Origin of the sequence: Cohnella sp. CFH 77786 (assembly GCF_019400745.1) — a bacterium.
Taxonomy (GTDB): domain Bacteria; phylum Bacillota; class Bacilli; order Paenibacillales; family Paenibacillaceae; genus Cohnella.
In genome coordinates, this window is the sequence record NZ_WJIB01000008.1 from 209600 (window position 1) to 228760 (window position 19161).

The following is a 19161-nucleotide window of genomic DNA, read 5'->3' on the forward strand; positions in this document are numbered from 1 at the left end:
ATCAGACCCCTCCCTGCATTTTTTTCAGCGCCTTGGACAGCGCGTTGGCGGAGCCGAACCCGCCGGCTTTGGTGACGGCGTACAGAGGCCATTCGCCCGGCAGCATGCCGATCGGCATCCCGGTCTCGACTTCGTCGATCAATTGGAACTCTTTCACGCCGAGATAGGAGCACACCTGCTTCGCCGTATCCCCTCCGGTCATGACCAAGGCGTTCAGCCGGAAACGCCGTACCAGCATCGCCGCCGACTCCCCGATCGCCCGGGAAATGCGGTCGCTCACCGTTTTGGCGTCCCATCCGGAGGCGGAGCCGATTTGATTGGCCAGGGCGATGTCGTCCGCGTTGCCGGACGTATACAGCACCACATGCCGGCCGCTTTCCAAGGCTTGCGAGGCCAGACGGATCACCCTGGCTTTCTCCAATGCCGCGACCTCATCCCCCTGGACGGCCAGGTGCGATTTCATCTCGATGCCCTCCACCCCCGCCGTCTTCAGCAGTTGCTCGAGCTGGGACCGGCTGTTGCGGTTCACGCTCCCGACCACCGTCAGAACCAGGGACGGCCCGTCCTTCCGGCGTACCGGAGCCTGCTGGCGTTTGAGGTAGGCTTTGCAGAGATGGTTCGCCAGCCCCGCCGATCCGATCCAGACGACGCGGAGGCGGCTGTCCTGAACGGCATGCACGATGGAACGAAGATCTTCTTCCTTCACGGAATCGAAGACGACATAGGGCGTTTCGTCCCGGGCGAAAGTTTCCACTTTCCGCCGGATGTACGCTTCCCCGACCCTGAGATCCTCTGCCGTGACTTGCCCGACCGGACGTTCGGTCTGCGAACGAAGGATGTGAGGAATGTGCGCGGACGTCACCGGCGTTTTCGGATCGGCCGCCATCTCGGTCAAATGGAGCAGCGAGCCGTCCAGATAGAAATCGCCGCTGTTCACAATGCGTTTATTTTTCGGATAAGCCGGCGCGATGACGACGAGATCCGGCCGGAACACGTCGTACACCGCGTCGATCTCGGCTCCGATGTTTCCGCGCATGGTAGAATCGATTTTCTTATAAATGAACTCGAACGGATATTGCCGCAAATATTCGGACGCGTTTTTCACCTTGCGGTAGGCTTCGCCCGGCGCCAAGGAGCGGCTGTCCGTATCGATGACGACCACGTCCAAGTCCTTGGCCAAATCCGGATCGGGCTCGAGGAGCACCGACGTGGCCAGTCCCCGCCGCGCGAATTGCACTCCGGTATCATTGGCACCCGTCAAGTCGTCGGCTATGATGGCGAATTTCAAGTCGAACACCTCGCTGACGGAAGTTGCCAATCAACCTTTGACGGAACCGATCAGCATTCCTTTGGTAAAATACTTCTGCGCGAACGGGTAGACGATCAGGATCGGGGCGACGGCCAGGAACACGGCGGCCGCTTGCAGGTTCTGCGGAAGCAGCTGCACCCCGTTCACGTTGATGCTCTCAAGCGACGTTCCGTCCTTGCCCGCGCTGATGATCAGGTTATACAGCACGAGCGTGATCGGCTTCAGGCTCTGCTTCTGCAAATAAATCGCCGGAATCAGGAACTGGTTCCAGATGGACACGGAATAGAATACGCATACGGTCGCGATCGCCGGACGCGTAAGCGGGAAATAGATTCTCCACATGATCTGCAGGTCGTTCGCCCCGTCGATATGGGCCGATTCCTCCAGCTCCTCCGGCAAAGCATCGAGGAAGGACCGCATGATGATCAGCAGGAACGTGTTGATCGCGCCCGGGATGACCATCACCCAGAACGAGTTGACGAGACCGACTCCGTGATACACGATGTAGTTCGGAATGATGCCCGCTTCGAAAATGAACGTGAACATGAAGACGAGCATGATCAGCTTTCGGCCCGCGAGCCTTTTCTTACTGAGCGGATACGCGGTGATGAAGGTCATGATGACCGCGACCAAGGTTCCGACGACCGTATAAAGGAAGGAGTTCAGCAAACCGTCTGCCACGCCGAGCCTCGGGTTGTTCAGCACGTATTTGTAAGTCTCGACGTTGAACCCTTTCGGAACCAGGTACACCTTGGAAGCCGCAGCGTAAATCCCGTCGCTGAGCGAGACGGCGAAAATGTTCCACAGCGGATAGACGCAGACGATCGAAATCAGGATGAGGACAAACATGTTGGCGTAATCGAAACCTTGCAGCTTGGATTTCATGGATGTCCTCCCCTTAGAAAATTTGCGAATCCGAAAATTTCTTCGATGCCTTGTTCGCCGACAGGACGAGAATGAAGGCCACGATCGATTGCATTAAACCGACGGCCGCGCCGTAGCTGTAGTTCGGGAAGCCCCTGGTCGCGAACGCTTGGCGGTAGACGTAGCTCTGGATGACGTCAGCGGTGTCATAGAGGCTCGGATTGTACATCAGCAAAATTTTGTCGAGATCGACCGTCATGATTTGCCCGATGGCCAGAATGAACATGATGACGATCGTGTTCAAAATGGACGGAAGCGTAATGTGGAACATTTTGCGGAAACGGCTTGCGCCGTCCATATCCGCCGCTTCGTAGAGATGCGGGTCGATGTTGGTCATGGCGGCCAAGTAGATGATCGAGCTGTACCCGAACAGCTGCCAGACGTTCAGCGCCACGTACAACGGCCGGAACCAGCCGGGTTCGGACATGAAGAAGACCGGCTCGCCCCCCATGCTCTGCAGCGCCATGTTCACCAACCCGCTCTGCGGCGACAGGAACGTATACAGAATGCTCACCGCGACCGCTGACGAGATGAAATAAGGGAAGAACGTGACCGTTTGGACGAACCGCTGCACCGATTTGATCCGGACTTCGTTCACCATTAAGGCGAAAAGGATCGGGATCGGAAACACGAACAGCAGGTTGAAGAACGCGAGGAGCGCCGTGTTTTTCAGAAGCTTCCAGAAGTAAGGGTCCGACAGGAACTTCTCGAAGTTCGCAAACCCCACCCATTTGCTCGCCCCGATCCCTTTGATCAGGCTGTAGTCCTGGAAGGCGATCACGAGCCCGAACAGCGGCAGCAGCTTGAAGACCAGCATATGAACCAGACCGGGGATCAAAATGAGATACAGCAGACGGGATCTCCACATTCCGTTCCACAAGCGACGGCCACGGCCTCCGGCAGTTTCGCTCCTGAGGGCGGTTTGCATGCACAGCACATCCTTTGCTTACTGGGTTCGGAAAGCGGTCCGTCACCCCACCGCATGGCGTGCATGGAGTGACGGACCGGGTGCGCTTACTTATTCGCGTCGTATGCGGCTTGGTCGATGTCGACGATTTTGCTGTAGCCTTGGGCGTCGGCTTCCTTGAGGAACGCATCCCACTCGGATATCGGCCGTTTGCCGGTGATGAACTTCACCAGGTTAGAGTCGATCATCGGCTGCACGTTCGCGACGAGCCCGGATCTTTCTTTGAGCTGGTCCGTCGAATATTTCAGGGCCGGCATGACTTCCGCGTATTTCGTGAAGAAATCTTTGGCGAACGACTTGGTCAGATCGTCCATCCATTGATAGTAAGCTTCGTCGTTGGAAGGAGCCGGGAAGGTCAGACGGTCCTGCAGGAAATTCCACACCGGCGTGCCGAGCGGCTTATTGCCTTCTTCCTCGAATTTGACGAGGTATTCCTTCTCGCCGCCTTCGTTCTTGTAGGACTGGCCTTCCACGCCGTAATCCATCAAGGTGCGGCCTTCATCGGAGAACACGTAATCCATGAACTTGATGATGGCTTCCGCCTTTTTCTCCGAAGCCGCGTTGATGACGAACACGCGGTCATTCCGGAAGCGCGGCTGGTAAGCCGAGACTTTCGGGGCGTTGCCTTGCTGATCCTTCAGCGCGTCCATGACCTTAATGCTGTACTTCGGATCGTTTTTCGGTCCGCCATTGTTCATGAACCAGGAAGGGCGGGTAAAGAAGTCGTACGAAATGGCGCCTTTGCCGGTCAGCATCTTCGTTTGCCAGGTTTCTTCCGTTTGCGTGCCGTATATCCATTCCGGATCGATGAGCTTCTCCGTGAACAGCGTGTTGTACCATTCCACCAGCTGCTTGAAGCCGGGCGCTTTCAGGTCGTAGCCCAGGCCGTTGTTATAGATCCCGTGCACCTTGCCGCTGTCGTCGATGAAATCCTTCGCTTGGAACGACTCGGTGAACTTGATGTATCCGTCGCGGCCTGTGAACGGGTAGAAGTCCGCGGCGGGGTAAGCGGCTTTGAGTTTTTTCAGGACATCGGTAAACTCCTGGATCGTGGTCGGGTTGCTCGCAATGCCCGCCCTCTCGAAGAAATCCGCCCGGTAGAACGGAACCGGCGTGATGACGGGATATTGCTGCGGAAGTCCGTAAATGTTGCCGTCGGACGCGGTGATCATTTTTTTGTAATCCGGGTTGGCATCGATGAATTTCTTGATGTTCGGAGCGTTCTTCTCGATCAGGTCCTTGAGGTTAAGGAACAGCCCCTGAGAACCGTAAACCTCCGCTTGCGAGAGCGTGACGATCGCCGAATCCGGCAGGTCGTTGGACATCAGCTTCGTTTCCAGGCTTTTGTAGTACTGGTCGTCGTCTTCTCCGCCGTTCACCAGCTCGATGTCCGCGTTCGTGTTTTTCAGCAGCTCCGGATACCATTTCAGGTCCTTCAGCCAGTTGATGTATTTGCCGGCCAACAAATAGGAGAACTGCACCTTCTCGCCGCTGCCTCCTCCGCTTCCGGATGCGGAAGCCGAAGGGCTGGCGGACGATTCGTCCGAACCCGATTTGTTGCACGCCGATAAAATCAACATTGCCGCAAGCACGACCATCAAGATTGACCCTTTTTTCTTTGCCTGCATCCGAATTTCCCCTTCCCAGAGGTGAAAATGTGAGCCCTTTTCCGTTCGTTGCATTTTGAAACATAATTTGCAGACTCAAGAAAGCATCGCCGGTTTGTATCCGCTTTCTTAATTTTATTATAGCGGAGATATTCGTTTTTGCAACATATTTTTTGTATATCGTGAATTAATGGATTATTGTTGCATTTTTAAACATTTATACGTCGGAAATGTTGCAGGTTCATGCGTTTCTTTCTTCGTTTTTTGGGGCAGTTGTCAGCGGGGGAAATGTAAGATCCATTCCGCATCCGATTCCATTCACTCTCCGCTATCCCGTTCTCTCAGGATCGTGTCGGGTACCACAACCCCTTCGCTCAGGCGATGCCAAGTCTTCTTCGGTATCCCCTTCTCTCGGAGATGCTAAGCACCTTTCAACCCGCTAACCACTCGTTCTCTCAGGGATGTACCGTCTTCATCGCGGTATCCCCTTCTCTCGGAGATGCTAAGCACCTTTCAACCCGCTAACCACTCGTTCTCTCAGGGATGTACCGTCTTCATCGCGGTATCCCCTTCTCTCAGGCGATCTTCGCTCCTTGATCCACGGGTTGAACGATGAGCTAAAATGCATTTAAATTTCTAATTTTCCTCTTTATTCGGGCTTCTAAGAACCAAAATACATTTCATCTTTTGATATTCGATTCAAAAGTCGTTTTTTCTCCTCCCCAATTGCACTTTGGCTAGCCCTATTTCATCCTTCTGAGGGTGACGCTACCCGCTGCATCGTTGTCTGTATGAAATTTCGAACAGAATGATGGGGATTCTTGGCGATAGAGTATATTCTGTATGATTTTTCGTATAGATTTATCGAATTTACTGCGTCCGGTAATTTTCTATATGAAATTTCATACAGAATCGTAGTGCCTGATCATGGTAAGAGTTCCATGACGTGACGTTTCCCGAGGCTGGGGCTGTGGGGACGGAATTGGCCGACAGAATCTTGCCTTTCGAGCCAGAATGTAGTGCTGACGAAGGAACTGGCGGAAGTCGAGTTGCCGAATCTAGATGGGAGATCAATCCGATAGCGGTTGACTTGCTGTTGTATGCGAATGGGTCAACCGCATAAAAAAAAAAAAAAAAGCGCGACCTCGCGGTCGCGCGCAACGACGGAATCATTCCTCCCCCTTGACCTTGCGCCAAAGGGTCGTCCGGTTAATCTTCAGCCTTTTGGCCGCCTTCGACTGGTTCATGTCTTCCTCTTCCAGCACGTAGCGGATAATGTCCCTCTCGATCGCCTCCAAGGATTGATTAAGATCGATCGCCGGCATGCGGTCAGCGACGTACGGAGCTTTACGGAGCAGCCGATTCGCCGCGGCTTCCGCGTCCGTACGCTCGATGTATTCCCCTTGCGCCTCGAGGACGCACACATCGATCGTGTCCCGAAGCTCGACGAGGTTGCCTTTCCAGCTTTTCTTGCGCAGAAGCTCCCAAACGTCCGGACGGAGCCCCACGATCTGTTTCCCGTATTTCTCGTTCAGAACGGCCAGGAATGCACGGACCAGTTCTTCCAGCTCGTCCAGCCTCTCGCGAAGCGGAAGCAGCTCGATCGCCTCGCCCCCGAGCCATTCCAGCACCTTAGGATCCAGGCGGGATTCGCCCTTCAACCGTCCCGGATGCTCTTCGAACGAGAAGACGACGCGGCAACCCCCGCCCTTGATGATGTCCGCGAGTTTTCTCTGCTGCGCCCCCGTGAACTTCTCGAGTCCCCGCACGTGGATCAAGACATCGCGTTTCGCTTTGCCGATCAGGCGGCACAGCCGCCGATAAGCCGGCTCTTCTCCCGACCTCGCCTCCAGTTCGAGAAGGCGATTATCCTTGTTCAGCATCATGGCCAGCGCGCCCGCAAAAATCCGTTTTCCCGTCCCCTGTTCTCCATGGAGCGTGACCGGCCGCCCGCTTTCCAGCTCTTGTTTCGCCTGGCGCAACGCCCGATCCATACTTCCCGTTAAATGCAGGAACGAAGGGAACGATTCCAAATCCCGATAAGGATACACGGCGCGAATTCCGGACTCCCGTTCATCCGATGGGGCAAGCGACAGCCAATAGTATTCGGAGCCTTCTCCGTCCATAAGCAGCGATGCCGTCAACGTCTGACGCTGCGCAGGCTCATAGACGTGCAAAGGACCATTCTCGCGGATGTCGGACGCCATTCCTTCCAACAATTCGGCCAAGAATCTTCCGCTCTCCACTCGGTTGGGCGATGCCGCATGAACCGGCGTGCCTTCCCAAATCGAATGGATTCCCTGCGTGGCGAACAGAACGTTCAACGACGCATCCAGAACGGCCGCTTCCCGACCGCTCTCCCGAATCAGCCGTTCGTAAATCCGGTTCAACATTTTGTGCTTTTCCAAGGAGCGGCAGATCAATTCCGCGGTCCGGAACGCTTCCGCCACCGACTCGCGGCCGGACGTGATCAGCACTCCTTGCATGCCAAGCTCGCCTGCGAATCGGACCGTCACCGTGTCTCCGACGATGACCTGAACCCCTTCCCGCTTAGCGGCGGCTAGCGCCTCGCCGACTTCGTTCTCGTCGTCGATGACCGTATATTGAAAGTCGTAATCCAGCAAATTCGATACGGAAACGAAGCTTTGGATGACATTGGGAAACCCGACCAACCGAATCTTGGCTTGATACTCCTTCATGAGAGTGAGCATCCGGAGCACGTCGAAGCCGGATACCTGGATCTCCACGACGGGAACTTCCGAATGCTGCGCCAACAGCCTCGCCGTTCCCCCCCGGCTGATGATGACGTCGTAGCCCTCCCTGCCGATCGATTCGACTAGACCGAGACTCTCCTTCATGTCCGCGATCACGACCGTAATATCGAACTGGCGGTATTGGGCCGTCATTTGCCTGATCAACTCTCCGAGCCCCGTATAGGGAGCCACGACAAGAACCTTCATCACCGTTTCCGATCCTCCGATCGCGTTCATCCTCCCATTATACCGGATTCCGTCCGGCGCAGAAATGAATGCCGGAAAATCGCTCACGAAAGCCGTTTACCGGATTCGTTTGGAAAAGGTATTGCGAATGTCTATCACGAAAACCGTTTACCGGATTTGTTTCGAAAAGACTACGGAAGCAGCTTTCGGTAAACCGCTTCGACATCCCCGGCGGCCATCGGTTTCGGATTGTTTTGCATGAGCCTCGTCACCTTGAGGGCCGCTTGCGCAAGAGCGGGCACATTCCGCCCCTCGACCCCGAAAACGCGCAGGTCCTGAGGGATGTCCAGCGCGACCGTCCACTCCTTTATTTTCTGAATGACGCCTTCCGCGTTCTGCAGCGAACCTCCGAGCCCCATCGCGACGGCAACGCGCTTGAGACGCCCTCTGACCGCGCTTTCGTTGAACTCCATCACATGGGGCAACAGCATCGAATTGGCTACCCCGTGCGGTATATTGAACTTGCCGCCAAGCGGGTAAGCCAAGGCGTGGACGGCAGCCGTTCCGGAGCCGGTAAGCGCCATGCCTCCGTACATCGAGCCCAGCAGCATCTGCTCCCTCGCCGCAAGATCGCTCCCCTCCCGATAAACCTGGACGATATTCCGGGAAATCAAGCGGATCGACTCCAGGGCGAACATGTCGCTGATCGGATTCGCTTTGACCGAAATATAGGACTCGATGGCATGGGTAAAAGCATCCATGCCCGTGGCCGCGGTATGCGCCTGGGGCAGCTCCATCGTGAGACAAGGATCGAGCACGACCAAACGGGGCAGCAGGTGGCGGCTCACGACACCGATTTTCAGCTCTTCCTCCGGCAACGTGACGATCGCGTTCGGCGTCACTTCGGAACCGGTCCCGGCCGTCGAAGGGATAAGCACCGCGGGAATCCCCGGCCTCTCGACATTGTCGATGCCCAGCATCTCCTCGACCTGCCGATCGTTCGTCCGCAGCACGGAGATCAATTTGGTCACGTCCAGTACGCTGCCTCCTCCGATGCCGACGATCAAATCGAACGACTCTTCCGACAACCTTGCGCACAACTCGCGGATATGGCCCGCCGTCGGCTCGGGCATGACATCCTGGATGATGGAGCAGGAAATCTCCTTCTGTTCCAGCTGGCGGACGACTTCGTCCGCGAACCCTTGCCGGACCATGGATCTCTGGGCGACGACGAGGGCGGAACGGAAGGACCCGGCGAGATCCAGATGGGCGCCGAGCTGCCCAAGGGAGCCGGGCCCGGCGACGATTTGCGGCGCCGTTTGGAAGCGGTAAAGGTTTGGGGACAACGTCATGAAGGCTGCTCCTCCTCAATTGTTTCAGTTTTAAACAAACTGTGTCAATGTTATTAAAATACGTTATATAATATTGTTATATTAAACAATTAAATTCCGTGTCAATATAATGACGAAAAAACTGATTTATTTCGAAACAGTGTTTCAAGGATTAACTTATTCTCCGCTCTTGGATGGTTCCCTACCTGCCAAGCACTCCTGCCACGGTAAGACTGTATGGCGAGCTTAACTCCGCCAACCCACCGCTCGCACGACACGTTAAGCCCGTACGGCGAGCTTAACTCCGCCAACCCACCCCTCAAACGACACGTTAAGCCCGTACGGCGAGCTTAACTCCGCCAACCACCGCTCACACGACACGTTAAGCCCGTACCGCGAGCTTAACTCCGTCGACCCACCCCTCACACGACACGTTAAGCCCGTACGGCGAGCTTAACTCCGCCAACCACCGCTCACACGACACGTTAAGCCCGTACCGCGAGCTTAACTCCGCCAACCACCGCACAACCTTTCACCCTATACCCTTCACTCCGACGCACCCGCCAACCACAAAAAAAAAAACAGCCCCCGGGATGACTCCCGAAAGGCTGCTCGCGAATGCGGGCCCCGGATTACAGGCGGGCTTCCAGCGCTTTCTTCTGTTCTTCGAAGCCCGGTTTGCCGAGCAGCGCGAACATGTTTTTCTTGTAGGCTTCGACGCCCGGCTGGTCGAACGGGTTGACGCCGAGCAGGTAGCCGCTCACTCCGCAGGCGATTTCGAAGAAATACACCATAAAGCCGAACGTGTAGGACGACATGTCCGGCAGATGGACGATCAGGTTCGGCACGTTGCCGTCCGTATGCGCCAGGAGCGTTCCTTCGAACGCTTTTTTGTTCACGAAATCGAGGGTTTTGCCGGACAGGAAGTTCAGCCCGTCCAGATCCTCCGAATCAGGCTGGATCGTGATTTGCTCCGACACTTCCCCGACCTGGAGCACCGTTTCGAAAATGATCCGGTTGCCTTCCTGGATAAACTGCCCCATCGAGTGCAGATCCGTCGAGAAGTCCACGGACGCCGGATAAATCCCTTTGTAGTCTTTCCCTTCGCTCTCGCCGTACAGCTGTTTCCACCATTCGGACACGAAGTGAAGGCCCGGCTCGTAGTTCACGAGGATTTCGACGGTTTTGCCTTTCCGGTACAGGGCGTTGCGCACGGCCGCGTACTGGTATGCCTGGTTCTCGCTCAGGTTCGGATTGTTATACTGTACCGATGCGTCGCGCGCGCCTTGCATCATCGCGTCGATGTCGATGCCGGCCGAAGCGATCGGCAGCAGGCCCACCGCCGTCAGGACGGAGTAACGGCCGCCTACGTCGTCCGGAATGACGAACGATTCGTAGCCTTCCGCGGTCGCCAGGTTCTTGAGCGCTCCGCGCGCTTTGTCCGTCGTGGCGTAGATGCGCTTGCGGGCTTCTTCCTTGCCGTATTTCTTCTCCAGGGCATCGCGGAAAATCCGGAAAGCGATCGCCGGTTCGGTCGTCGTGCCGGATTTGGAGATGACGTTGATCGACCAGTTTTTGCCCTCCAGCACCTGCAGCAGGTGGGTGACGTATGTAGAGCTGATGTTGTTGCCGGCGAAGAAAATTTGCGGAGCTTTGCGCTGTTCCTTGGACAGCGTGTTATAGAAGGAATGCTGGAGCATCTCGATGGCTGCACGGGCGCCGAGGTACGAGCCGCCGATGCCGATAACGACAAGTGCATCGGAATCGGAACGGATTTTGTCCGCCGCCTTCTTGATCCGCGAGAACTCTTCCTTGTCGTAGTCGCTCGGCAGGTTGATCCAGCCGAGGTAGTCGGAACCCGCGCCGGTTCCGTTATGCAATTGCTCGTGCGCCAGCTTCACCGCCGGCGCCAGGTTGTCGATCTCGTGCTGGCCCACGAATTGCAATGCTTTGGAATAGTCGAAACGAATGCTCTTGCTCACTGCTTGAATCCCCCTCATGTTCTCCTGGTCAAATTTCTTTTTAGCATACTCAAAATTCCCCTTCGGCACAAGCGCGCCTCTCTGCGTGTTGAGGAGCGCGCGTTCGGGCCAATGCCAAGTGATGACGAAAGTATCCAAAACCGTTTTTCTGGGCCGGCTCATTCTTTGTCGAAAAGTTCCAAACCGGATCCTCCTGCAAAACCGGATCATCCTACAAAAAAAATCTGCCTTTTGCACAAAAATCCGCTCTCCCTTGTGGAAAGCGGACTTCACCGTCTGTCAGCCGTTCACTCGAAAGCGCGCCGTGCGGGCCATGTCCCTTGCAGCTTGCATAGCATGACGATCTGTCCGGTGTGATAGGCGTCGTGCCGGATGAGGCTGTGAGCCCAACCCTCCAGCTTCCGGCCGGGAATCGCTTCGTCCAGCTCCTCCTCGGACAGTGCGGCGAGCTTCTCGCCGATCCCCCGATGAACGCGCTCCAACCGGGCGAGCGTTTCCTGCCAATCGGCCTCTTCCGCGGACGGCACGGCAAACGTATCATCGTTGGTGACTCCCTCCGGATAGGCGGTTTCTTCTCCCGTCCACCTTGCGAGAAGCCGTTCCTTGTAAAACAGGAGATGGTTCACGTTCTCCCAAATCGAGTTCACGGCCGACCCTTCCGGCTTCCAGGCTGCCTGGGAGGCCGACACTCCCTTCAGGGCGTCCTGCAGCGGCGGATACCAATCCTCCTTGTCGTAACAGAATTCCCAACCTTGAACAAGCAGTTCGATCCGGTTCATCCAGGTTCCTCCCATCGTTCGTGTAACCAGCTAATGTAATAATACTCGTTACTCCCCAGTTCAGTTTAACACGGCTTTCGCCCCTCCGACAAGTAACTAGTGAAATCCACTTTCGAGTGTTACAATGTCCCCATACCGAATCAACTGAAGGGGCATGCATCATGTTGTGGGATGATTTTCTGAACAGCGACTATCACGACTGGAGGGGCGGCGGCAAATCGGAGGACCGCTTGGACAAGCCGGCATGGCGGACACGTTGGCTTGTCGAACATAAGCTGCCGGATCCGGGTCCCCCGACGAAGGAAGAGCTGGAGGCCCTCAAGCGGCTGCGGGGCGAGTTGCTCCTTCTCGTGCGGCAATTGATCGCCGGCCGGCCCGCGGAATCCGGCGACCTGGAGAGGCTGAACCAAATCTTGGCCGAAGGACCGGTCACCCGGCGCATCGCGAAGACGGGTTCCGGCCTCCGGATGGAATCCGTCCCCGTGCGGTCCGACTGGCCCGGCATCCAAGCGGAAATTGCCGCGTCCTTCTGCCGCATGCTGGCGGAAGGCGAGCCGACCCGGCTGCGAATTTGCGACAATCCGGATTGCCTGTGGGTGTACTATGACGATACCCGGAACCGCTCCAAGCGGTTCTGCGACGATAAGATGTGCGGGAATCTGATGAAAGTCAGAAGGTTCCGCGCCCGGCGGAAAGCGTCACATCCGGCGGATACCGGCCGGCCAGGCGGGCATTCCTCCTCAGACGCCGAGTGAACGCCGGGACGTACCGGTTTCGGCCGGGGCCATTTTATGGTACAAAGGAGATAGGACTTCATTTCGGACAAGGAGAATCCAGGATGAAAAAGGTCGGTTTTATCGGTCTCGGCGTCATGGGCGCGCCCATGGCGGCCAATCTGCTTCGGAAGGGCTATTCGGTTTCCGTTTACAACCGGACGCCCGGCAAGGCGGACGAGCTGATCTCGCTCGGCGCCGACGTTGTCCCTTCGCCGGCGGAAACGGCTCGCTCGGCCGACGTGGTCATCACCATGATCAGCAACGACGATGCGGTGGAGAACGTTTACTACGGCGATAACGGCATCCTGCAGGGCTTGCAGCCGGGAACGGCCGTCATCGACTGCAGCACCGTTTCTCCCGCCCTCTCGCTTCGGCTGGCGGCGGACATCCAGGCGAAATTCGCGTATTTCCTCGACGCCCCGGTCACCGGGAGCAAGCCGGCCGCCATGGACGGCACCTTGCTGTTCATGGTCGGCGGCGACAAGCAGGTCGTGGATGAACAGCGGGACGTCCTGCTCGCGATGGGGAGGGAAATCGTCCACACGGGACCGAACGGCAGCGGCTCGACGGCCAAGCTCGCGCACAACACGATCGTCGGCATCAACGCGGCAGGCTTGATCGAAGGGATGGCCCTCGCAGCCAAGGGAGGCATCGATGCGTCCGCCTTCCTGAAGATCGTGTTGTCCGGCGGCGCCTCGAGCAAGCAGGCCGAGCTGAAAGGCCGCAAGATCATCGATCATGATTTCGGCGTGCAGTTCTCCCTTGCCCTTATGCTCAAAGACTTGAAGCTGTCCTCCGTACTGACGGACAAGCTCGGCGTCTCCACCCCGATGCTGGAAACGGCCAAAAGCCTGTTCCAGATCGGCCACTCCTCCGGCCTCGGCGAATTGGACCTGTCCGCGCTGGCGCAGGTATACGAGGAATGGATCGGCACGCCGATCGCCGACCTGAAGCCGCCCGTTGCAGCGACGGCGGAGACGGAGCCGGCCGAGACCGTGAACCGAAGGAAACAAGCCCGGGTCCCGCTCGATATCCCCGTGATGGTCTCCGTGTACCAATGGCTGCAGGAAGGGGCCTTCAGCGGCCAATCGGTGGAAGGCACGCTGAATGACGTGTCGGAGGACGGCCTGCAGATCGCCTCCTCGTTCCCGCTCGAGCGCGACATGTTCATCGTCATCCACATGCCTCCGGAAGCCGGATTGCCGCCGATGACGGGAAGGATCATCCGCATCGAGAAGAAAGCGAACCTGTTTCAATACGGCTGCCTGCTGTCCGCGCTCCCGCTCTACCAGAAAATCCAATTGAAAGAGTACATCGAGCAGCGGATCTCCAAGCCGTAACGGCAACCATCCGCCGCCCCGCAGCGCCACGCATGAGAAGACCCCGGCCGGCTCGGATCGAGCTAGCGCGGGGTCTTCGGCGTTTCGGGTGAGGGTTCCGGATTCAAAATGGAGAACGGATGCCTTCTCGCCTTGGCGGCCAGATAGAAGAACGTGCCCGTTGCCCCTGCCGTTCCGCAAATGATGTCGGTCATCGTGTCGGTCAAGCTTCCGTTCTGGCTATTGAGCCCGAACAACCGGTCCGTGGCGAACTCGTAGATTTCCCAACAGCCCGCCATCGCCACGGAGAAGAACAAAGCGAACCAGACGCCGATGCGGGACGGAATCCGAGATACCTCCTGGTTCCGGATCGCTTTCCGCAGCACCAACAATCCCACGAAGGAAAGAATGACGCCGGAGAGCAGGTGCTCGATTTTATCCAGATGCGGAATGACGCCGTATAAGCCGAACAAGTTGGCGAGGAGCATGGCAAGCGTAATGAACAACAGGATGGAGAACCGGAGGGACGGAAACAGCGCGGTCCGGGTCCATTTGACCAGCCCCCGGATCAGCAGCAGGACCGAAACGATCAGAGCGGCTTGAAAGCTTTTGGAGTATATGCCCCGTTTCGTGAAATAAACGAAACAGACGGCGCAGATCGCGTACAGGCCGATTTCGAAAACGTCGTTTAACCGCTGCTTCCCGTTCCTCGAGAACATAACATACCACTTTTCTGCGGATATTGGTTCTTATCGTTTCCCCAAAATCCAGCCATAGCATTCACCAGCCGCGTGGCGCGAAACGGAATACAGCAGCGCGTTTCATGAAGAAAAGTAATGACCGATCACATGACTCCGGTAACTACTCCTCCTTACAAATCCGGATTATACTGGGCCCAAGTGAGCGGCATGGCCCCCCACCCGGGTTGCCAGCCCGATAAACGGAAATAGGGAGAGAGATTTCAGTGAGTCAACTGCAAACGGTCAGACCGCCTATGGCCACGAACGACCGCACTTGGCTAGGCGGACATTTAAAAGCATTCCGACGGAATCCTCTTGCGTTCTTTGAGGAAATGCACAAGCAATACGGCATGTCGGCCCAAATCCGGTTCGGACCCAAGAAAATCAATCTCTTGTACGATCCGGAGATGGTCAAAGAGGTGCTGATCACCAAAAGCGAATCTTTTATTCGAGGAGGATTTTCTGCCCAGGAGGTCAAGCGATTTTTAGGGGAAGGCGTCATCTTCAGCGAAGGAGACGAGCACAAGAAACATCGGCGGATGCTTCAGCCACGCTTCACCCGTGCCCATATCCAGCAATACGCCGAGCAAATGTCCGCTATCGCCGCCGCTCACGCGGAGCTTTGGAAGGACAGCGAGGAACTTCAGTTGTCGAAGGCGCTTTTCGGCATTACATTCGACATTCTCGCCCGTACGATATTCAGCTTCGATTCCAGCGATCAGCTTACGGACATCGGACGAGCGTACTCCGTCATTAACCGGATCGGATCGGAGAAGCTGCGGCATCTGTTCAAGCTCCCCCTTTTCGTCCCGACCAAGCAGAACAAGGAATATCTGGAGGCCATCGGAAAGCTCGACGAAATCGTATATTCCCTGATCGCCAAACGCCGAAAAGAAAAAGACGCAACTCATCAGGACCTGCTCTCCGTCCTGATGGCCGCCGTGGACGAAACCGATCAATCGACCTATACGGATACCCAACTGCGCGACGAGCTTATGGGGCTCTTCTTTGCCGGCCACGAGACGACGGCCAACACGCTTCTATGGACGTTCTACTTCCTCATGCAAAACCCCGAAGCGGAAGCGAAGCTTCATGCGGAATGGAACCGGGTTCTGGGCGGCCGGGACGCGAATGCGGACGATTTTCCACAGTTGACCTATACTCAGCATGTGCTTTCGGAGGCGCTGCGGTTAATGCCAGTCGCCTTCATGGTCTATCGGACAGCCGCCCGAGACGTAATCATCGGCAATATTCAAATTGCCAAAGGCGAAATTGTGTTTATCAGCCCCTACGTCATTCACCGCAGCTCAGCTTACTTTTCCGACCCGCTCGCCTTTCGGCCGGAAAGATTCGAGAACGATATGGTCAAGAAGATCCCGCAATTTGCCTACTTCCCGTTCGGCGGGGGAGCGCGAGCGTGCATCGGCAATCACTATGCGATGCTCGAGATGATGATGGTGCTGTGCGCAATCGGCCGGCGGTTCCGCATGCGGCTGGCCCCTAACCATCACGAGGTCGTTCCGGAAGCCCTACTTACGCTCGTACCGAAAGACGGCATTCGGGTGGTTTTGGAGAAACGATAAGCCTGGATTTCACAGAAAAAGAAAGCAGTCCCGTCCGAAACGATGGCGGGGCTGCTTTTCCTTTAATCGACCACGCGCTTTCCGCCGATTCGCCCGATCACCTTCTGCCGCATGCCCGGCGCGAATTGAGACAGGTACGCGTGGTCCGGATATACGACATCGTCCGTGAGATAGGCCGAGATGAAAGCGCCGGGCCGGCGGACGCCGTTTAAGCCGGTGATGAAAATTTCCAATGGCGCGACCCCTAGCGGATGGCCGTAAAAATGGTCGTCCGAAATCTTGACCACATTCTCCCCCCGCCACTGAGGCGTTGCGGGATCGAAATCGGGATTGTTGATATAGAGCAAATCCCCGGGGTACGATTCGATGCCCTTCCGTTTGATCAATCGCAAGTCGTCGTCCACTTGCCAATCGTACAGGAGAAGGCCGTCGAACAGCCGATTGAACTGGGTGTCCCCGATCGTATCGAGCACCGCTTTGTACACCACGATGATGGTGGCGGTCGCGCATTCCGTCGCGTACAGGCTGCCGTTCACGAAGATGTCCCGGATGCCCGCGGCCGGCGGAACGCCCTCCCGGATCTTGAAGCCGCCGAGCTCCGTCCGTTGCCACACCCAAGGATTGCACCTGGCGTCCTTGAAATCGGAAAACTTCATCCCGCTATAGCCTAACCTTTCGGCCGCGGCCACGGTGGCCGCCCTCAGCTCCATTTCGAAGCGTACTTGATGGACGGAGGGGTAATGGTAAACGAACGGACTGGCCCATTTCCGTTCATAAACGATTCTCGCGACAGGTGACCAGGAGGTCGTATCCAAGGGCGTCTGAGCGCCGGCGATGGCGATGATGGGCAACGCCTCCTTTCCGTTTCTACAGCGTATGCGGGCGAGGAGGGGGGATATGATTGGCGGTAGGGGGAAAAGCAAAAGCCCCGGTGACGGGGCTTTTGCTTATGCATGGGGAACCGAATCATTCGTCGAAGTGAATGATGTTGTAACTGATATTGGTCGCATAGGCTTTATTGTCACCCGTATAAGCCGCAATCTTGAAGTACGTTGGACCGTTTGTAGGAAAAGAATCGATAATCCATGTTGCCGTTACGGTCGAAGTTTGGGTTGAAATGGATGGTCGACTCATGGTAATACCGGAGTTATAGCTGTTGGGCCCTGCTCCCGTTAATAAACTGAGATCAAAGGTATCCGCCTGCGAACCCGTAACGTTCATCGTAATATCCAATTTATATTTTCCTTCTGATTCGAGAGTACCCGAAAACAAACTTACCGACTTATTGAATCCATCATTCAATTTATTTACGGTAGAACGATAGCCTTCCAAGTACAAGTTTACTCCGCCCGATTGTCCTCCGCCCAAAGCATCGATCTGTTTTTGCAGGTCCTCGATTTTTTTCTGCTGATCCATATTCAGCTTCTGCTGTTCCGTGACGATCTTCTTGAGTTCCTCGATATAAGCAGACAATTCCTTCAACTTCTTGAGAACCTCGCACAGGCACTCCTTGTTCTTCGTGTCCTTGACCTGCGGGTTCGCTTGCGATTGGCCTTGCGGCTGCGGCTGCGCCTCCTGCGCGTAAATCGTCGATGTCGCGGTGAAAAGCAGAACTAACGATAAAATCAGTGTGCGTATCATCGAAAACGTCTTCACCCGTTCCACCACACCTTTTCTAAATGGTATAGATTCCCTCGTCACTTTTTATACTGGATAACGTCGTAAGTATAGGTGCCGAAGGCAGTCGTATCATCCGTAAAGGTACTGACGGTATACTGCTCTGGAGCACTAAACTTGGTGCCGTCGATCCAGTAGGATGCCGCGAAGCTGTCGTACGATTTTTCCTCAAGCGTTGTATACATCATGGTGAGAACACCGGATGGAACTTTTAGGTTCAGGGAAAGACGAGCCCCTCCGTCGACCGAGCCCGCATATCCGGTGACTTCTATTTTATAAAGGGCTCCGGGTTCAAGGGTAATGGTAAACAAATCTGCGCTATCTGCGTTTTTGAATGAGACTCCTTTCGTACCTTGCAATAACACGCTTACTTCGCCATCCTGCCCTACGCTTAAATCGTCGATTTGCTTTTGCTGGTCCGCGATTTGCTTTTGCTGGTCCGCAACGGTCTTTTTCAGAGCTTCAAGGCTCGCCGTCAGTTCCTTCAGCTTCTTGAGAACCTCGCACAGGCACTCCTTGTTCTTCGTCTCCTTGACTTGCGGGGTCGCTTGCGTTTGATCTTTCGGCTGCGGCTGCGCATCCTGCGCGTAAATCGTCGTTGTCGCGGTGAAAAGCAGAACCAGCGATAGAACCAGCGTTCGCCACAATGAATGCTTCTTCAACTCCGTCCACCTCGCCTCGTGTAATTGGCACAATATGTATCTAATGATGATACGTATTGTATCCATGACACATCTTAATCCTTTTTTTTCGTACTTTCAAGCAGAAATTGTCCGGTCTTGTTGACCCCGCGCCGAATGCTCCGAAAAGAAACGAAAAGCCGCCCGAAACTCCCCTTGCGGGAGTCGGGCGGCTTTCGCCTTGCATGCGTTAAAACGACGTTCGTCCGATTACGCGTCCAGGTAGGAGCACACGTAGTCGGTCACTTCGGCGACCTTCAGCTTGAAGCTCGCGTTCGCCGGCACCGTGAATTCTCCGGTTCCGGAAATGTTGATCCACTGGTCGCTGCCGGGCAGCAACACGGACAGCTCTCCCGCCTGAATCTCCATGATTTCCTTCTGGGACGTTCCGAACTCATACTCGCCGGGCATCATGATGCCGAGCGTCTTGCGCGTGCCGTCCGGGAACAGCACGGTGCGGCTCGTCACTTTGCCGTCGAAATAGACGTTCGCTTTCTTAACGACCGATACGTTGTCGAATTGGGACATGGTTTTCTCTCCTCACCCGT

The 19161-nt window shown here is 56.0% G+C and carries 16 protein-coding genes; 3 read left to right on the top strand and 13 right to left on the bottom strand.

From position 1 onward, the window contains the following. Position 1 precedes the first annotated feature (1 nt). From GE107_RS13460 to GE107_RS13495, 8 genes are all read right to left on the bottom strand, one after another. Positions 2-1288 (bottom strand): four-carbon acid sugar kinase family protein, encoded by a 1287-nt coding sequence (locus tag GE107_RS13460; protein WP_219640487.1) that lies wholly within the window; start codon positions 1286-1288, stop codon positions 2-4. Between the two features lie 30 nt (positions 1289-1318). Then, positions 1319-2194: a carbohydrate ABC transporter permease gene (locus tag GE107_RS13465; RefSeq protein WP_219640488.1), complete on the bottom strand. Its 876-nt coding sequence runs from the start codon at positions 2192-2194 to the stop codon at positions 1319-1321. Positions 2195-2207: 13 nt separating this feature from the next. Next, the gene (locus tag GE107_RS13470; protein WP_219640489.1) at positions 2208-3113 is read right to left on the bottom strand and encodes an ABC transporter permease; all 906 of its coding nucleotides are present in this window, start codon (positions 3111-3113) and stop codon (positions 2208-2210) included. 134 nt (positions 3114-3247) lie between these two features. Continuing rightward, positions 3248-4828 carry a type 2 periplasmic-binding domain-containing protein gene (locus GE107_RS13475; protein WP_219640490.1) on the bottom strand — a complete coding sequence of 527 codons (1581 nt, stop codon included), beginning with the start codon at positions 4826-4828 and terminating at the stop codon, positions 3248-3250. Between the two features lie 1148 nt (positions 4829-5976). Further along, the gene (locus GE107_RS13480; RefSeq protein WP_219640491.1) at positions 5977-7797 is read right to left on the bottom strand and encodes a PrpR N-terminal domain-containing protein; all 1821 of its coding nucleotides are present in this window, start codon (positions 7795-7797) and stop codon (positions 5977-5979) included. A 140-nt stretch (positions 7798-7937) separates the two neighbouring features. After that, positions 7938-9098: an iron-containing alcohol dehydrogenase gene (locus tag GE107_RS13485; protein ID WP_219640492.1), complete on the bottom strand. Its 1161-nt coding sequence runs from the start codon at positions 9096-9098 to the stop codon at positions 7938-7940. 611 nt (positions 9099-9709) lie between these two features. Further along, complete coding sequence (locus GE107_RS13490; RefSeq protein WP_219640493.1) at positions 9710-11059, bottom strand: glucose-6-phosphate isomerase; 1350 nt, start codon at positions 11057-11059, stop codon at positions 9710-9712. A gap of 287 nt (positions 11060-11346) precedes the next feature. Further along, positions 11347-11838, bottom strand: coding sequence for a DinB family protein (locus GE107_RS13495; protein WP_219640494.1), 492 nt, complete (start codon positions 11836-11838; stop codon positions 11347-11349). Positions 11839-11999: 161 nt separating this feature from the next. Here GE107_RS13495 and GE107_RS13500 point away from each other — a divergent pair, with 161 nt between their 5' ends. Beyond that, on the top strand, positions 12000-12593 hold the full coding sequence (locus GE107_RS13500) for a CGNR zinc finger domain-containing protein (RefSeq protein WP_219640495.1): 594 nt from the start codon (positions 12000-12002) through the stop codon (positions 12591-12593). Further along, positions 12590-13954, top strand: a complete 1365-nt coding sequence (locus GE107_RS27145) for an NAD(P)-binding domain-containing protein (protein WP_370636410.1) — start codon at positions 12590-12592, stop codon at positions 13952-13954. Before GE107_RS13500 ends, GE107_RS27145 begins: the two co-directional genes overlap by 4 nt. A 62-nt stretch (positions 13955-14016) precedes the next feature. On the opposite strand, the gene GE107_RS13510 is transcribed toward GE107_RS27145, so the two are convergent. Then, positions 14017-14652: a DUF2238 domain-containing protein gene (locus tag GE107_RS13510; protein WP_219640497.1), complete on the bottom strand. Its 636-nt coding sequence runs from the start codon at positions 14650-14652 to the stop codon at positions 14017-14019. Between the two features lie 245 nt (positions 14653-14897). Between GE107_RS13510 and GE107_RS13515 the strand changes: the two genes are divergently transcribed. Further along, positions 14898-16256 (top strand): cytochrome P450, encoded by a 1359-nt coding sequence (locus GE107_RS13515; protein WP_370636411.1) that lies wholly within the window; start codon positions 14898-14900, stop codon positions 16254-16256. Between the two features lie 62 nt (positions 16257-16318). Here GE107_RS13515 and GE107_RS13520 read toward each other — a convergent pair whose 3' ends face one another. The 4 genes from GE107_RS13520 to ppnP all read right to left on the bottom strand — a co-directional run bounded on the left by GE107_RS13520 (position 16319) and on the right by ppnP (position 19141). After that, positions 16319-17107, bottom strand: coding sequence for a protein-glutamine gamma-glutamyltransferase (locus GE107_RS13520; protein ID WP_255570455.1), 789 nt, complete (start codon positions 17105-17107; stop codon positions 16319-16321). A 115-nt stretch (positions 17108-17222) separates the two neighbouring features. Beyond that, positions 17223-17912, bottom strand: a complete 690-nt coding sequence (locus GE107_RS13525; RefSeq protein WP_219640498.1) for a hypothetical protein — start codon at positions 17910-17912, stop codon at positions 17223-17225. Between the two features lie 41 nt (positions 17913-17953). Next, positions 17954-18595 carry a hypothetical protein gene (locus GE107_RS13530; RefSeq protein WP_219640499.1) on the bottom strand — a complete coding sequence of 214 codons (642 nt, stop codon included), beginning with the start codon at positions 18593-18595 and terminating at the stop codon, positions 17954-17956. A 228-nt stretch (positions 18596-18823) separates the two neighbouring features. Further along, on the bottom strand, positions 18824-19141 hold the full coding sequence (ppnP, locus tag GE107_RS13535) for a pyrimidine/purine nucleoside phosphorylase (protein WP_219640500.1): 318 nt from the start codon (positions 19139-19141) through the stop codon (positions 18824-18826). Positions 19142-19161 lie beyond the last annotated feature (20 nt).

What these genes read in the sequence shown, in the direction of transcription:
- GE107_RS13485 (WP_219640492.1), bottom strand. Translation starts at nt 9,098, where the DNA reads ATGACGTTGTCCCCAAACCTTTACCGCTTCCAAACGGCGCCGCAAATC.
- GE107_RS13465 (WP_219640488.1), bottom strand. Translation starts at nt 2,194, where the DNA reads ATGAAATCCAAGCTGCAAGGTTTCGATTACGCCAACATGTTTGTCCTC.
- GE107_RS13510 (WP_219640497.1), bottom strand. Translation starts at nt 14,652, where the DNA reads ATGTTCTCGAGGAACGGGAAGCAGCGGTTAAACGACGTTTTCGAAATC.
- GE107_RS13475 (WP_219640490.1), bottom strand. Translation starts at nt 4,828, where the DNA reads ATGCAGGCAAAGAAAAAAGGGTCAATCTTGATGGTCGTGCTTGCGGCA.
- ppnP (WP_219640500.1), bottom strand. Translation starts at nt 19,141, where the DNA reads ATGTCCCAATTCGACAACGTATCGGTCGTTAAGAAAGCGAACGTCTAT.
- GE107_RS13500 (WP_219640495.1), top strand. Translation starts at nt 12,000, where the DNA reads ATGTTGTGGGATGATTTTCTGAACAGCGACTATCACGACTGGAGGGGC.
- GE107_RS13495 (WP_219640494.1), bottom strand. Translation starts at nt 11,838, where the DNA reads ATGAACCGGATCGAACTGCTTGTTCAAGGTTGGGAATTCTGTTACGAC.
- GE107_RS13480 (WP_219640491.1), bottom strand. Translation starts at nt 7,797, where the DNA reads ATGAACGCGATCGGAGGATCGGAAACGGTGATGAAGGTTCTTGTCGTG.